16 protein-coding genes are annotated in these 15,632 nt (G+C 42.4%); 4 read left to right on the top strand and 12 right to left on the bottom strand.

All coding sequences use genetic code 11. The annotated features are described in order from the left end of the window. Positions 1-54 precede the first annotated feature (54 nt). The 5 genes from QR721_RS03630 to QR721_RS03610 form a co-directional block, all read right to left on the bottom strand. Positions 55-1,323: a RidA family protein gene (locus QR721_RS03630; protein WP_348029117.1), complete on the bottom strand. Its 1,269-nt coding sequence runs from the start codon at positions 1,321-1,323 to the stop codon at positions 55-57. Between the two features lie 652 nt (positions 1,324-1,975). Further along, positions 1,976-2,512 (bottom strand): DUF6143 family protein, encoded by a 537-nt coding sequence (locus QR721_RS03625; protein ID WP_348029116.1) that lies wholly within the window; start codon positions 2,510-2,512, stop codon positions 1,976-1,978. 634 nt (positions 2,513-3,146) lie between these two features. Further along, positions 3,147-3,215, bottom strand: coding sequence for a hypothetical protein (locus QR721_RS03620; protein WP_348029774.1), 69 nt, complete (start codon positions 3,213-3,215; stop codon positions 3,147-3,149). Between the two features lie 343 nt (positions 3,216-3,558). Further along, positions 3,559-4,329, bottom strand: coding sequence for an ABC transporter permease (locus QR721_RS03615; protein WP_348029115.1), 771 nt, complete (start codon positions 4,327-4,329; stop codon positions 3,559-3,561). After that, positions 4,322-5,257 (bottom strand): ABC transporter ATP-binding protein, encoded by a 936-nt coding sequence (locus QR721_RS03610; protein ID WP_348029114.1) that lies wholly within the window; start codon positions 5,255-5,257, stop codon positions 4,322-4,324. Before QR721_RS03610 ends, QR721_RS03615 begins: the two co-directional genes overlap by 8 nt. 437 nt (positions 5,258-5,694) lie before the next feature. Between QR721_RS03610 and QR721_RS03605 the strand changes: the two genes are divergently transcribed. Next, positions 5,695-5,859, top strand: coding sequence for a DUF4368 domain-containing protein (locus tag QR721_RS03605; protein ID WP_348029113.1), 165 nt, complete (start codon positions 5,695-5,697; stop codon positions 5,857-5,859). A gap of 15 nt (positions 5,860-5,874) precedes the next feature. On the opposite strand, the gene rlmD is transcribed toward QR721_RS03605, so the two are convergent. The 3 genes from rlmD to QR721_RS03590 all read right to left on the bottom strand — a co-directional run bounded on the left by rlmD (position 5,875) and on the right by QR721_RS03590 (position 8,851). Beyond that, positions 5,875-7,269 carry a 23S rRNA (uracil(1939)-C(5))-methyltransferase RlmD gene (rlmD, locus tag QR721_RS03600; protein WP_348029112.1) on the bottom strand — a complete coding sequence of 465 codons (1,395 nt, stop codon included), beginning with the start codon at positions 7,267-7,269 and terminating at the stop codon, positions 5,875-5,877. A 136-nt stretch (positions 7,270-7,405) separates the two neighbouring features. Then, on the bottom strand, positions 7,406-7,930 hold the full coding sequence (locus QR721_RS03595; protein ID WP_348029111.1) for a DinB family protein: 525 nt from the start codon (positions 7,928-7,930) through the stop codon (positions 7,406-7,408). Positions 7,931-8,023: 93 nt separating this feature from the next. After that, positions 8,024-8,851 (bottom strand): hypothetical protein, encoded by an 828-nt coding sequence (locus QR721_RS03590; protein ID WP_348029110.1) that lies wholly within the window; start codon positions 8,849-8,851, stop codon positions 8,024-8,026. Positions 8,852-9,054: 203 nt separating this feature from the next. Here QR721_RS03590 and QR721_RS03585 point away from each other — a divergent pair, with 203 nt between their 5' ends. Continuing rightward, a complete protein-coding gene (locus QR721_RS03585; protein ID WP_348029109.1) occupies positions 9,055-10,266 on the top strand; it encodes a dicarboxylate/amino acid:cation symporter in 1,212 nt (403 codons plus the stop codon). Between the two features lie 182 nt (positions 10,267-10,448). Here QR721_RS03585 and QR721_RS03580 read toward each other — a convergent pair whose 3' ends face one another. The 3 genes from QR721_RS03580 to QR721_RS03570 form a co-directional block, all read right to left on the bottom strand. Next, positions 10,449-10,817 (bottom strand): rhodanese-like domain-containing protein, encoded by a 369-nt coding sequence (locus QR721_RS03580; RefSeq protein WP_348029108.1) that lies wholly within the window; start codon positions 10,815-10,817, stop codon positions 10,449-10,451. A 112-nt stretch (positions 10,818-10,929) separates the two neighbouring features. Beyond that, a complete protein-coding gene (gene uraH / locus QR721_RS03575) occupies positions 10,930-11,445 on the bottom strand; it encodes a hydroxyisourate hydrolase (RefSeq protein WP_348029107.1) in 516 nt (171 codons plus the stop codon). A gap of 80 nt (positions 11,446-11,525) precedes the next feature. Further along, positions 11,526-12,710 carry a DHH family phosphoesterase gene (locus tag QR721_RS03570; RefSeq protein WP_348029106.1) on the bottom strand — a complete coding sequence of 395 codons (1,185 nt, stop codon included), beginning with the start codon at positions 12,708-12,710 and terminating at the stop codon, positions 11,526-11,528. Positions 12,711-12,815: 105 nt separating this feature from the next. On the opposite strand from QR721_RS03570, the gene QR721_RS03565 reads away from it, so the two are divergent. Next, positions 12,816-13,514, top strand: a complete 699-nt coding sequence (locus QR721_RS03565) for a DUF421 domain-containing protein (protein ID WP_348029105.1) — start codon at positions 12,816-12,818, stop codon at positions 13,512-13,514. Between the two features lie 87 nt (positions 13,515-13,601). Then, complete coding sequence (locus QR721_RS03560) at positions 13,602-14,489, top strand: hypothetical protein (protein ID WP_348029104.1); 888 nt, start codon at positions 13,602-13,604, stop codon at positions 14,487-14,489. Between the two features lie 116 nt (positions 14,490-14,605). Here QR721_RS03560 and QR721_RS03555 read toward each other — a convergent pair whose 3' ends face one another. Next, positions 14,606-15,523, bottom strand: coding sequence for a diacylglycerol kinase (locus QR721_RS03555; RefSeq protein ID WP_348029103.1), 918 nt, complete (start codon positions 15,521-15,523; stop codon positions 14,606-14,608). Positions 15,524-15,632 lie beyond the last annotated feature (109 nt).

The following is a 15,632-nucleotide window of genomic DNA, read 5'->3' as shown; positions in this document are numbered from 1 at the left end:
TTGAGGCTGCTCTTTTATGAAAGGACATGCGTTCAGCATAAAAGCAAAAGCCAATTATGCTTTGCGAGGAGTTCCTTCAGCATTTCCAAGAATTGCATCGATTTGAACTAGAGCGCCTTTTGGCAATTCTGATACACCAACAACTCTTCTTGCAGGCTTGCCTTCTGGGAAGAATGCTTTGTAAGTTTCGTCTACAGCATCAAGATCAGCAATGTTCTTAACGTAGATGTTAACTTTAACTGCATCTTCCAAAGAGTGTTCGATGCTTTCTGCGATTGCTTTAAGGTTGTTCAAAGTCTGTTCAGTTTGTTCTTTAATGCCGCCTGATACAACTTCACCAGTTTTAGCGTCAATTGGCAATTGAGCTGAAAGGTGGTTGTAGTGAGAGAATGCTACAGTCTGTGTAGAAAGCTCATCGATAGGAGCATTTTCAGTGTTGTTTGCCCAGATTACGATACCATGTCTGTCTTCGATCTCCTGTGGAGGCGTACCGTCACCGTGAGAAACGACTGCTTCAATCGCAACTGAAGCGCCAAGCGGCAATGCAGCAACCGGAGCTACTGTGCGAGCAGGCACGTATGCTACAGCTCTTGCAATTGCTGAATCCGGGAAGAAGCGTGAGTATACTTCGTTAACAGCTTCAACGTCAGCCAAGTCTGTAACAAATACAGTAGCTTTCACGATATCATCAAATGGTACGTCAATGCTTTCAAGAATAGCTTTAATGTTTTTCAAAGCCTGTGCAGTCTGCTCTTTAACACCGCCTACAACCAAACGGCCAGTTTTCGGGTCGATCGGAAGCTGTGTTGTAAGGTTGTTGTAGTGTGAGAACGCTACAGTCTGTGTAGAAAGCGTGCTTGTTGGCGCATTGTGTGTGTTGTTTGTAAGCTTGATCAAGTCGCCTGCCTGTGGTGCATTTGGAATTGTACCTAGGCCGTGTGTAATAAGTGCGTCGATTTGAACAGAAGCTCCCTTTGGAAGATCTGCAACTGCAACTGTTGTTCGTGCAGGAACGTATGTAGGGAAGAAAGTTTTGTAAACTTCATCTACAGCATCAACATCTGCAATGTCCTTAACGAATACACTAACTCTAACTACATCGCTCAAGACATGATCAACACTCTCAACTACTGCTTTAAGGTTGTTAAAGCACTGTTCTGCCTGTGCTTTGATGCCGCCAGCTACAAGTTCACCAGTCTTTGGATCGATTGGCAATTGTGCCGAAATGTTGCTGTAATGTGAGAATGCTGCAGAATGTGAAGAAAGACCATTCTTTGGAGCATTTTCAGTATTTGCTGGTGCTACTGCGTTATATCCGCTCATTTAATAAATCCCCTTTAACAATATAATTTGATAAATCTATGTATTAACTCATATTTCGCCCCGTAATTTTAAGACGAGAACTGAATTTGCCGCGTAAATGAAGTAAGTACAACGGCAGAAACAAGATGATTAGACTTTACGAGATTTATTGTATCAGCTTGGCGATGAAATCATTAATATGTATATGAAGACTGCTATGACTCAACCGATTTGCGTTCTGCATGCAGTTGAAAAAACAATTCTTAATAGACAAAGACTTCGTTTTTAAGCAAGCGATGTTTTTGTTAACTCGCAGCCTCTTAGATCAAGGCTTCCTGTCCAATTTCTTTAGCGAAACTTGAGTTAATAATCATCGAGTGGTCACTCTCGTTGCAATTATAGCAGGCTTTCTTCATTTTTACTAATTAAAATTTCCATATAACAAAAGATATAGTTACCTTATTAAGTAGAAGTGAACATGACAGCAAAGAAGATTCTGCAGAGTTAACCAATAAATCAACTATGATATTTCCGTTCATACAATATCAAAAGGCCTATCAACTGTTTAAATACAACAGATGATAGGCAATCAACTAGAATTTTCTATTTGCTTTAGAGCTATTAGATTAACAGAGTATTATCTTGATTATATAGTTTAGATCCGGTTTATTAATTAATCCTTCGTATCTTTTTCAAACCAGCCAAACGCGACTTCAGATTTAATGATTTCATTAGTTTTTGATCTTAAGAAAATAATAAATGACCCGCCAGGTGGAAAAATAAATTTCCCATCTTCCTCACTGACTAAAGTACTTTGCGGAGGTACAATCCGTCTAAATGCCATTACTCCTTTTCTTGGAGATCCTTCAACAAACTCTGCATACGCAATTTTCACTTCGGGAATTGGCGGAGGACAGAGGGCTGTGTTTGCAGGTGTCACATTATCCGAAATTGTAAATTCTCCAGGAGGAATGGGATTAAACCAAATCTCGGCTTCGATCGGTTGGTTGGAATGGTTGGTGATCGTAAATGCATTTACAAATAAATCAACATCAGATTTAACCGGATTAATTAATCCTCCCCACGCATTTGTCCCTTTACCGAAACGTATGTGATCAGTTTGTCCAACAAAATATCTTCCTTTTAAAGATTGATACAAAGGATTCGGGATGTTAACAACATTACTAAATCGGTCATTATAGTTCGTCATAAGAACTTCACTCCTTTCTCAATAATTTATGTGAATTGAAAAATTACGCTTGGACAAACATATTAAAAACATAGAGGTTAAACAAATTAGTTTCGTATCTCATGAATTTATTAAGTGTGTATAGGAAGGGATTTTAGATGTTTATACATTTAGGAGCTTGCTGGTGAAGAGTTTTGGATAGTGCCATAGGGGAACCATGTAATGGCCTACGGAGTTGATAAAAGTATAAGAGTTTAGTTGGTCAGTGCTGTTTTTATATATGGAACCTCGCTATATCAAAACCATTGTTAGAGTAACAAACAATTACTGCATGAGGTTTAATATTAGTTAATGAATGATTAAAGAGCCTTTTCTCTCAAGAAAAGGCTCTTACTCTATGTTATATAACCTTTATTTCTCTTTCCTAACGAGTAATGAACAGCACTCTACATGACTTGGATGGTGATCGCAGATAAACATAGATGTAGTAGTGTTTACCTAAAAACTTCTTCATCATGCCGCCCGTGAGATGAGAGTGTGTAATATCGTTAATGCGCGGTGCAAAAAGTGCGGTAAATTAACGTTTTGGATATTGTTAGCTGTAACATCTTTAACGTGGATTTACCGTTTTTTATGGGATTGCGTTAATAAAATGTTAGTATTGCTGATAAACAAAGTTTCCATCAATAAATGGATGAATTGTAACAAAGATAGCATGTAGCATAGCTCCTCGAGCAATCGGATGCAGTCTTTTCGTTTCCGATTGTTCATATCATTGAATCAACTATTCCATTTTTTCTTTTATAAGATTTGTAATCGAATAATAAATTCCATTAGAAAAAGTCTATGCAAAAATTAATATATCAACAAATTACTAATGATTTGAATTTACCCGATTATTTCCGTTCCCTTCGCATACAGATACTGTGTACCATAACGTCAGCGTCCAATGGCTACCTCAATTATTCCACAAATTAGTACTCGCCATAAAAAGCCATCTTTCAATGCGGAAGATGGTTTGGATTTGTCACATCTTTTAAGGGCTTATTGAGTAAGTACAATAGATATCAACTCCTCAGTCCGCGACCTTTTTCAATCAGATACCAATTGACTCCATAAAGTACAATGACAAAGATAATCGAAATGAGAATAGAGAATAAAATCGGAACATCGATCACACCGAGGAACCCGAATCGGAATCCGGAAATCATATAAACAATCGGGTTAAGTTTCGATACGACCTGCCAAAACGGAGGCAGCATGGAGATGGCGAAAAACACGCCGCCTAAGTAAGTCAACGGCTGAAGGACGAACGTAGGAACAATAGACACATCGTCAAATGATTGCGCAAAAATGCCGTTCAACAGTCCCCCCAAAGAGAACAAAATAGATGTCATCAAAAGTGTCAAGACGACAATGCTCCAAGAATGGACTTGTAACGGAACAAAAAACAGGGAAATAATTGTGACCAGTGTCCCCACCAGAATACTTCTTCCTATTCCCCCAATCACAAAGCCCCAAATAATGATATGAGTCGGTACGGGAGCAACCAACAGTTCTTCAATGTTCTTTTGGAACTTTTGTGAGAAAAATGATGACGAGACATTTGCATAGGAACTCGTGATGACCGACATCATAATCAATCCAGGGACTATAAACTCCATGTAGGAGAATCCTCCCATCTCGCCAATCCGTTTCCCAATCAAATTCCCGAAGATAATAAAGTACAAGGAAGTTGTGATGACTGGCGGGACCAGTGTTTGGACCCAGATTCTAAGGTAGCGGTTAGTTTCTTTAACCGCCAGACCTTTTAATGCTGTAAAATAAAGTTTAAACATGGGCTTCCTCCACTACGCGGTTTTTTTCTGTAAGATTTAAGAATAACTCCTCCAATCGGTTGGACTTGTTGCGCATGGACAACACTTTAACCCCTTGTTCTGACAGTTGATTGAATACTTCGTTGATTCCTTGATCACGCGCTACCTCCACTGAAAGGGTCGTTTCGTCCACGAGTTCGCTGTTATAGCCTTTGATCACCGGCATCCTTCCTGAAGATTCGATATCTAAAATAAATGTTTCAAACTGGAGCTTGGCTAGCAATGATTTCATACTGGTATCTTCAATCAGTTCCCCTTTTTGAATGATACCTATGTTGCGGCACAACATCTCCGCTTCTTCCAAGTAGTGTGTTGTCAGAATAATCGTCGTGCCGTTTGCATTCAACTCTTTCAGAAACGCCCACATCTCTCGCCTTAACTCGATGTCCACACCGGCAGTCGGTTCATCAAGAATAAGTAGACGCGGTTCATGCATCAAGGCGCGTGCAATCATCAGTCGACGTTTCATCCCTCCAGAAAGCATCCCTGCCCGAACATTTCTTTTCTCCCATAAATCAGATTGCTTCAAGTACTTTTCACTGCGTTTCAACGCCTCTTTTCTTGACACGCCGTAATAACCCGCCTGGTTCACGACAATCTGCTGGACCGTTTCAAAAGGGCTAAAGTTGAACTCTTGAGGGACCAGACCAATCTGCAGCTTGACCTGCATTAACTGTGTGTCCATATCATAACCAAAGATACTGACTTTTCCTGATGTCTTATTGACGAGGGATGTCACAATCCCGATGGTCGTAGATTTGCCGGCACCATTAGGACCTAAGAGAGCGTAGAAGTCTCCTTCTTCCACTTTCAAATCGATGCCACGCAAAGCCTTGACACCCCCGGTATAGACCTTTTTTAAGTCTTTTATTTCTAATGCGTATGTCATTCCTTTATCTCCTTACCATTTTTTAATTAGCTGCAATTAAAATACCCATTTGCCAGTATTCCCCCCCATTAGCAAAACTTAATGCTTTATATCCTTCTTTTTATTATGAATAGCCCACCTTATTTTAAGGAACCCTGCCGTTCCACAAACGAATACATCCTATCCCAAATACCCGTAAGAATCCAATTGTTTCCCCAATTTATAACTAAGAGATATAAACAACCTAATGCAACAGCTAAAGCCCGTGGACGATGTGATCCCGTCCGTAAAACTGTTCACCCCCTACTTGTATAAGCATGTTTCGGTCTGGTTGGGACAATGATCCCGTTTGACAAGCGAACCTATGATATTACAAGCAGCTCTAGGGGTCACACTGCGGGCATTCAATTATCGCTAGATCTGGAGAAGGGAACCACCCCGTCCAATTGAGCAGGTCATTGAAGATACAAAATACCGACAAGCTGAAACATGAGCTTCTCCATTTTCTAAACTTTGATGAATTAACACCTGAGATTTTACATCGCCTGATCAATCGGATTGATGTAAAAGAAGACGGCACACCCGTAGTTCATTACCGATTTGCCGCCCGAACATTTGAATAGAAGCAGGTTTCCCCCTTAACTGGAGCCTGCTTTTTCTTTTAAAACTAACTGCGATACTACCTCAACGTGATTCGTCTGTGGGAACATATCGACTGGCTGAACTTCTTTTGTCTCATATCCTCCGTCTTCCAATACGCGCAAATCGCGCGCAAGTGTCGACGGATTGCAAGACACGTATACAACTCGTTTCGGCTGCATTTCAATAATTGCATCGAGAAAGTCGACTTCGCACCCTTTACGTGGCGGATCGACGACTACAACGTCTGGCGTGAATCCCTCCGCTTTCCATTGAGGAAGCACTTTTTCAGCTTGACCGACGACAAATTCAGCGTTTTCGATTCCGTTCAGCTCTGCATTCTTTTTCGCATCTTCAATCGCTTCCGGGACAATTTCGATGCCGTATACTTTTTTCGCTTTTTGAGCAAGGAAGAGTGAAATCGTACCGATGCCACAATACGCGTCAACAACGACATCGTCCGCTCCGATCTGAGCATACTCAAGCGCCTTGTCATAAAGCACCTTCGTCTGTTCCGGGTTCACTTGATAGAATGACAATGCCGAGATTCCGAATGTAATATCGCCAATCTTATCATGGATGTATTCCGTACCCCAAAGCACCTTCGTCTTGCGTCCGAGGATAACGTTTGTCTGGCGATCGTTAATATTCTGGACAATCGACTTGATATTCGGGTACGTCTCTGTCAACTCTTTAATGAGCCTTTCCTTATTCGGCAGCTTGCTTGTACGAGTAACGAGAACGATCATCGTTTCTTTCGTCGCCTCCCCGCTCCGCACCATAATATGGCGCAGCATACCGCGGTCAGTTTTCTCATTGTAAGCTGTGATGCCAAGCTTCGTCGCAATACGGCGAACAGCTTCAATCATACGGTCATTCAATTCTTCCTGGATCACACATGTTTCCATATCGTCTATAATATGATGGCTGCGCTGCTGGTAGAAGCCTGTGATCAGCTCGCCGTTTTTCTCACCGACTGGGATGGAAACTTTGTTACGGTAACGCCAAGGATCCGGCATACCGAGTGTTGGATGTACTGGAACATGCTCCAGATGGGCAACTTTTTTCATGACGCCAAGCACCTGGTTTCGCTTCATTTCCAGCTGAAGATCATAGCTCATATGCTGGAGCTGACAGCCACCGCATTTGTAATACACATTGCACGGGGGTTCGACTCGTTCCGGGCTTCGGTTCTCTACTTCAAGCAGCTTGCCGAAACCAAAGTTTTTATTCACTTTTACGACTTTCACTAGTGCCTTTTCACCAGGTAGGCCATGCGGGACAAAAATTGGATAACCGTCGATTTTGCCAACGCCATTTCCTTCATGTGTCAGGTCTTCGAACGTTATATGAACGGAATCATTTTTATTAACAGGTGGTTTTGTCTTTGCCAAATTGATCTTCCTTCGTTTCATTAATAGGATAAGTTCTATTGTATCATGTATAATGACCCTCTGCTTCATCATCTCCAACTCAAATGCCAATAAGACTTTTTAAATGGACAGAAAATGATACCCGTAGCTGATCGCCCTATCGTTTCAGTATCCCCAAGTACGCCTTCCAAGGACCGACTTCCTGTTCATATCTGTTCGACATGACCCTGACGATCTGACTCATATGCGTCATATCATGCACTGCCCATGTCGAAATCAACTCTCTCACTTTGACAATTCCAAATGCCGGATGGAATCCTGTTCTCTCGAGTTGTTCATCGTTCAATCTAAATTCTTTCAGCACTCGCAAATTATGCTTTCTCAACTCAGCAAATTCGGCTAACTTCTCTTCGATAGGCTTTTTCATATCATCCTGCAAATGAGCAAATCGATCAAATGGAGGAAAAGGATTTCTCTCCCCTTCTTGCAGTATGTGCTTCAATCTCGGAATCCAATTGTTCCTTTCTCCATCAATTAAATGACCGATCACCTCATAAGAACTCCATGTATCTTCTCCTTCATCACAGTGCAGCCAACTAACAGACAAGCCCGCCAAAAATGACGCTAATGTTTTTGGCGTCCTCTCCAATATTTGAACTGCTTCTTCTATATTAAAGTCCATTAGTATCTTTCCTTTCGGTAACAATCTATAGATTAAGATAGCACGAAAAGTGCCCAGGCTTCCTGCCTAGGCACTTGCTTAACAATGGCACTACTATTTCATCTCCTCAACAATTGCCAATAGATTCATTGGATCATCGACTTTGTTGAAGTTATAAACAGTATCTCCGTCCTGCCATAGAACCCAGCTCGTTCCTTTATCTTCAGCATCGAGATGGAAGGATCCGTATTTGTTTGGCGCCGGTAATGTATGTTTTTCCAGATAATCGACTGTCTTTAAAGCCAGCTGCTCTCCTGCCTTCGCGTTATTAGTACGCGCTCTTGAAACAAGATCCCATCTGCCTTCATTCCAGCCGATATTCGCAGATCCTGCTCCAGCATCCCGATACCCGGAGACCCCATGTCCTAGATCCATTTTCTTACCGCCGATTTTGCTGTAATTCTGATAACCGATTTGTTCCTGTGCCTTCTTTACAGAATCAAACTTTTTCACTTGCATGTCGGCAATTTTCACAGCATCTTTCCTTTTACCTGGCACACTTGGATCATTCACCGCTACAGGTGTATCCGTTTCGTAAAACTGAATCTGATAGCTCGTGTCCCCTGATGATGTGATAGCTGTCAGATGCTTTCCTTCATCAACTGGTAGCTGTGTGGGCAATTTTATTGGAATCTTAGTTTTTAAGTCTTTTTTTATTGCTTGCAACACTTGGGCTTGCGGCATTTCTTTATTTTGAGTCTGGCTTTTTTTGGATTCTTGATCAGATTTACGATCAGAGGATGTATTGGCTTTTGAACTCATTTCTGTCTTGGGCTGCTCCTGTTTACCGGTATCACTTCCATTACTGCTTGAGCAAGCTGCAAGTGCTGGTATAATAAACAAGGCTGCGCTAGTTGCGAGCCATTTGCGTGGTTTCTTCATGATGTTCTCTCCTTTGCCGAATTCTGTTCAGTCCAGGATACTTTTCCCTTTTGGTGAATAGGGTAAAACATGGAATAACAGTGATGTAGATTGTCCCATTCAGACTGCTTCATCACTAAAAGACATCACGGATTCATACATCAGAGCAGCAGTAATTCATAGTGTCAGGGGAATGTTCACTATTAAAGGAGGCTCGCTTTGAAATGAAACTCAAGTTCAATCTTGTCACACAGATTTTCATCGCTTTTGTTGTTGCCATCATTCTTGGTTTGATTTTTGGCAAATCTATTGAAGTCATTAAGCCGCTTGGAGATCTGTTCCTGCGTCTCATCAAGTTCATTATCGCTCCGCTCATCCTGTCTACGCTCGTTGTCGGGATTGCAAGTACGGGAGATCCGAAGCAACTCGGACGAATCGGAATGAAGACAATCGTCTACTACCTCATTACCACTGCACTTGCTATCATCATTGGGCTGGCTGTGGCACTCATGTTCTCACCAGGTAAAGGTCTTGATATTAAGCTTGATGCGTCACAAGCGGCAGAAGCTGCTAGCGCAGAGAAAGCGCCGGGAGCAATTCAGACATTGCTTGAGATTGTTCCGACGAATCCATTCGAGGCGTTGGCGACTGCGAATATTTTGCAAATCATCTTCTTCGCAATCTTTATCGGTATTGCCATTACAATTGTTGGAAAACGGGCTCAGCCAGTATTAACATTTTTTGACGCGTTTTCAGAAATCATGTACAAAGTTACTGGCATGATCATGAAAGTCGCTCCGATCGGGATTCTTGGTCTCGTAGCACCAGTTGTCGGCGCATATGGCCTTAGTGTTCTGTTGCCGCTTCTGAAAGTCATTCTCGCGGTACTTGTTGCATGCATTCTTCATATGATATTTGTCTATTCATCTGCAGTACGTGTTTTCGCAAAGATGAATCCAATCAGATTTTTTAAAGGGATGACACCAGCTGGCATGGTCGCGTTCAGTACAGCAAGCAGTGCCGGTACGCTCCCTGTAACGATTCAAAATGTCGAAGAGAACCTTGGCGTTCCGAAGAAGATCAGCAGCTTTGTCTTGCCACTTGGCGCGACAATTAATATGGACGGAACTGCCATTTATCAAGGGGTTTCTGTCGTGTTCATCGCCCAGTTCTTCAATTTGGATCTGAGCATGATGCAACTTTTGACTGTCGTGCTGACAACAGTGCTAGCTTCCATAGGCACAGCGGGAGTTCCTGGTGCTGGGCTGATTATGCTGACGATGGTCCTATCCTCTGTCGGTCTGCCGCTTGAAGGCATCGCGCTTATCGCTGGAATTGACCGGATTCTTGATATGTTAAGAACTCTTGTCAACATCATCGGTGACGCATCAGCAGCAGTTGTTGTCGCTGGATCGGAAAGAGAATTAGAGAGATAATTCCTTGCAAGACGCTTCAATTCTCCTTGTGAGAGTGGAGCGTCTTTTTTGTTTGCTTAACTGCTGTAGTTACACTCTACGTACTAAACGGTACACACCATCTCAGCTCTTAAGAACTGTTTTTTAGGTGCAAACAAAAAAGCGGGACAGCCCCCCCAGGCCAGTCCGCTCTTCAACTATTTTTATTTACTTTTTCGATACTTGCTCATGCCGCCTTGCACATTCGTAATTTTTTCAAAACCGCTTCGATTAAGAAGACTGCATGCCTTATTGCTCCGTGAGCCACTCTCACACATGACGATAATCTCCTTATCACGGGGCATTGTGTCCAAATACTTTGGCAAGTCGTTCAAAGGGATATTCTGAAAACCCTTAACATGTCCGCTTGCAAATTCACCTGGATTCCGAACGTCAATCAGCTGCTTGTCCTTCTTATCCCGAATCAAGTTGTCTAGCTGTTCTGCCGGTATATTACGAATGTTCTTATTCATAAAGAATGTCTGGTAAACAAAAACAATTACGAGCACACCGATGAGTACCAAGAAAATCAAATTCTCTGCACCTCGTTTTAATGGATTATAACTTCATAATATACCCCATGGGTAATATGTCAATTAAAAGAACGTGCAGGATATGTACCTGCACGCTCTTTATTCAAAATTCTTAACTGCCATGATATGTGCTATAGCCACCTGGTGCTGCTACAATCGGCACATGATAATGTTTGCTTGCATCCTCTACATGAAAACGGACTGGGATTTCATTAAGAAATTCTGTCTTCGCACCCGACTTCTTAAAATATTTGCCCACAGAGAAGACGATTTCATAATCGCCTTCCTTTACTTTAGAAGGTGCAAGCAATTCTTTCACACGACCATCTTCTGCTGTCTTTGCCTTATTGATTTTGGTTTTCTTTCCTGAATGATCAACCTTATACAAAGTGACTGGTATGCCCTCTGCAGGTTTACCTTGTGCCTGATCAAGCACATGTGTAGAAAGGCCGCCTTGCATCTGACCTGAGCCACTCTTCTTATCCATCTTTGATTGCTGTTCTGTCTTTTCTTCTGAAGTCTTTTTGCTTTCAGCGCTTTTCATTGAATTTGTTCCCATCTCGAATGACAGGAATGCCACAACTGCGATTAGAACAAATCCGATAACACCAATCCATGATTTCTTCAAATTGAGGAGCCTCCCTTAATTGTTTATGTTCAAAGAGATACCCGTCTATTCAAAGCAAGAAACTTTGGTAAGCGCTTCCTTTAAGATTTTCTTCCTCGGCGATCCATATGCAAATAATCAACTAGATCTTCATCGAACGCTAGCCATGCAGCTTCAGCTCGTTTCACATATCTCTCAGCATTCTCAAAGCTCGTGAACTCACGCTCCAAATCCCGGCCATTCATTTCAATAATCCATCTGTCTTCTCCACCAGGATGCAGGAAGAATCGATCACCAGCGCGATTGCGATACAGTGAACCATTTTCTGCATTTTTCAAATTGAATCGATTGCGCCGTGCATCTTCACGAAGCGGTTCCTCAGCAAAAGCACGCGAAACATAATGCTCGTACACTTCATCCGACATCGCACAGCCGGATGCTTTTGCATGACCACCACCTCCAAACTGGCTGGCCACATCTGACACATCGACATGGTCATGGATTGTGCGGAAACCGGCACGCCTGCCACCCATGTTGATGATCACAATATAGTCGAGATGCGGATATTCTTTACCTAGTTCATTGCCAAGCTCCGAGTGGTATGATTCAGCATGCACGACACCAGCGAAAAGCCCACCAACCTTCAGTTGGACGAGTTCACGGCGTTTACGGCGTATGTAGCTCTCCATTTTCTTATCTTCCATCTTGAGAATTTCTTTTTCAAGATCATTGAAATAAAATGGCTCATTCCCATTAAGCCGCTCCAGCATTTTCTCCTCGAACTCTTCAATCGACAAAAGGTAGAACAAAGCATTCAGGCGGCGTGCCATCTGATTGTTCTGTTTTTCCCATTCCCAAGTGTCATATTGACGGACAAGCTCGATATAGTCGGAAATCGCTGCACGCTTCTCAAGCAGACCTTCTTCAACGAGATATTCATAGAAGATGGAAGCAGCACATTTCAGTTTCCCTGCTTCGTCTTCAACCTCGACTTTAGCCCAGTCGTATTTATTGAAATCCATGGATGTCTTATGGTGATCAAGCAGTTTCACACGTCCCTCACGCTCATGGAAGGCCTGCAATGCGAGCTCATTTTCTTCATTTACGGAAAGGTCTGTTATGAACAGAAATGTCTCTGGATCCCCATTTTCAAGGAACCAAGCAACTTCCCGGTCCAGGCCGGCGACGGAATTGTAACGAACTTGCGCCTTTTTACCGAAAGCGAGCTTTGCCAAAATGCCACAGCTCACTCCATCCAAGTCATTATGTGTAAGCAATTTGAACATACGATTCACCTCTATTTGCAGTATGGGTGAATTTAGCTTTTTCTATCCTTATGTCTAATAATTTTTGTGAAAATTGCAGACGCTAAGAAAAAAAGGAGTTTGATTATGTCCATAACTACCCTACTGCTTCGTCTCGGTCTCTCTTTTATCGTACTTTTTCTGCTTACACGCATTATGGGACGCAAAGAAATATCACAAATGACATTCTTTAACTTTGTTTCAGCTATCTCTATTGGAACAATTGGTGCATCGCTCGCGATTGACAGTAGTATCAGCATGCGCAATGGTCTCCTTGCACTTTTTGGCTGGGCGATTTTCACCTTGTTGCTTGGCTGGCTCAATATCAAATCAGAAGCAGCACGCAAAATCATCAGTGGACAACCCGTCATCGTCATCAAAGACGGAAAAATCATGGAAGAACAATTGAAAACGATGCGTCTCGATATGGAAAGTCTGAACAGCCTTTTGCGGGAAAACAACGTATTTTCTCTTAAAGATGTTGACTATGCCATTTTTGAAACAGACGGTAAACTCTCTGTCTTGAAAAAGCAGGAGAAACAGCCTCTCGTTCAAAAGGATTTCAATAAGCAGCCTTCAAAGCAAAAGATTTTCCCAATCCCGACCAGTGTCATTACAGACGGTCAAGTACTTACCGGCAATTTGGAAAAACTCGATATTGACTGCAAATGGCTTGATCAGCAGCTCCAAATGGCAGGCGTACAATCATATGATGATGTGTTTTATGCAGAAGTTCAGGAAGATGGCTCTTTACATGTGGATTATACGGGGGAAGAGCTTAAATAAGTGGATAAGAATTACAGTTAAATTCGTTTTTTACCATTTCATGGAGGGAATGTGAACAATGTAATAGATAACAGGAGGAGATACATAATGAATAGAAAAGTATACACATTGCTGTCTGTCTTACTATGTGCCGGACTTATTGCTGGTTGCTCTTCAAATGACGGCTCTTCAAAGGGAACGAAGGATGAGTCCAGCCAGAATCCGACTGCTTCCAAAGAGAAGAACAGCAATGATGATAATGCAACCAATGTACAAAAAGAAACAAATGATAAGCAAAAACAGAACGAAAACGAACAAGATCAACAGAAAGCAGCTAATAAGAACCCCGGCACAAAAAACCAACAACTTGCATCTGACAAAAGCAAGGATACGGAATCAAATCAAATTGAGCCAAAAACTTTAGCTAATACATTGAAAATGAACAATTCTCTCGTTAAACGTCCGACTGCTTTCCCAGTTAACGGTGATGTCACTACAAATGTCACCAAAGATACATCATCCTTCTACTCTGTTGACTACAGGACAAAAGCGGACGACCTCGTCGCAACGTTCTCTGGAATACGTTTCCCTTCAGCCGATGCCGCTGCAAAAGATTTGAAAGAATTCATGAATGGAAAAGAAGTACCGAAAAATATAGAAACTGCAACAGACTTAGGCTATGGCATCAGAGGTTATAGTGAAGGTGCTGCCGGTCACGGTTACTTCGGCTGGGAAGAAGGCAATTGGACATTCAACATTACCTATATAACTGAAGATAAATTGAACAGCCCTGCCATTGCCAAGGAAATCGTTAATTATCTTGAGAAACATAAACTGCCCGCGCCTAAAGATAAAGGAATTGTTGCGATAAACTATCCACAAGGGGCAAACTCCGTCGATGTTGACATCCGCTGGCAGGAGAATGATATGATCTATCGTTTGAACACGAACAAAGTGCCACTTGATGCTTTGAGTATGGCCGTTTCAGTCAAATAATACGTAAATTCAATCGCGCTCGTTGTGCTGAAAACTTCATGTATACGGAAATTCAAATAGACTGTGCCGACAGCCCATCAGGACTCTCAGCACAGTCTCTAAGTTTTAAGTATCTATCAATCTTCAGCCAAGACTTTGTTCCCTTTAAACTCAGCTGGAACAAAAAACTCAATATGTTTGTTGAGATTGTTGAATTCTCCTGGCAGCAATCCACCATACTCACCGTCAATGTTAAGCTGCATCTTATCTTCAGCTGTCACCTTCACATGGCTCGACTTGCGGTAGATGATCTGCTTGGCACCTAAATGGGCGCCACGCAGGGCAAGTGAAGCGATATGGATAAATTCCGCCAGATTCGTCTTCTTGAGAATCAGCACATCAAAAAGGCCATCTTCCAAATCTGCGTCTGGAGCCAATTTTTCAAAACCGCCAATGGAATTCGTATTACCGACGAGGAAAAGCATGATGTCCTCTTCAATGACTTCATCATCCAGTTCAATGCGTGCGGATAACGGCTTCAGTGAAGGGAGCATTTCAATACCTTTCATATAATATGCGAGCTGTCCAAGCATTGTCTTCAGCTTGCTCGGAACCTCATATGTCAGTTCTGTCAATTTACCACCACCAGCAATATTCATGAAGTAGCGTTCGTTGACCTTCCCTATATCAAGCGGCATCGATTCTCCTTCGACGATAATCTGGACTGCCTTCTTAATATCGCGGGGGATGCCCAGCGCCCGGGCAAAGTCGTTCGTCGTTCCAGTCGGAATGACGCCAAGTCGTGGACGATTCTCTGCTGGTGCGATTCCATTGATCACTTCATTAATCGTCCCATCGCCGCCAGCCGCTACGACAACATCGAAACCATTTTCGACTGCCTTGCTTGCCGCTTCGATCGCGTCGCCTTCGCAAGTCGTGGCATGAGCCGACGTCTCGTAACCAGCCTGCTCGAAACTTTGCAGCACATTTGCCAATTCCTTTTTGAAAACCTCACGTCCGGAAGTCGGATTGTAAATGATCCGGGCCTTCTGCATGGACATCATCCCCCTTAATCTGATTGCTACTTAATCGTTCGAATCATTACAGCACTGTTCTCTATCATACTCTCTACCGGGCTGTTTAATCAAATGGAGACTACCGCCA

Source organism: Aciduricibacillus chroicocephali (genome assembly GCF_030762805.1).
GTDB classification, from domain to species: domain Bacteria; phylum Bacillota; class Bacilli; order Bacillales; family Amphibacillaceae; genus Aciduricibacillus; species Aciduricibacillus chroicocephali.
Note: the sequence above shows the minus strand (reverse complement) of the source record. Positions and strands in the feature narration are given on the sequence as shown.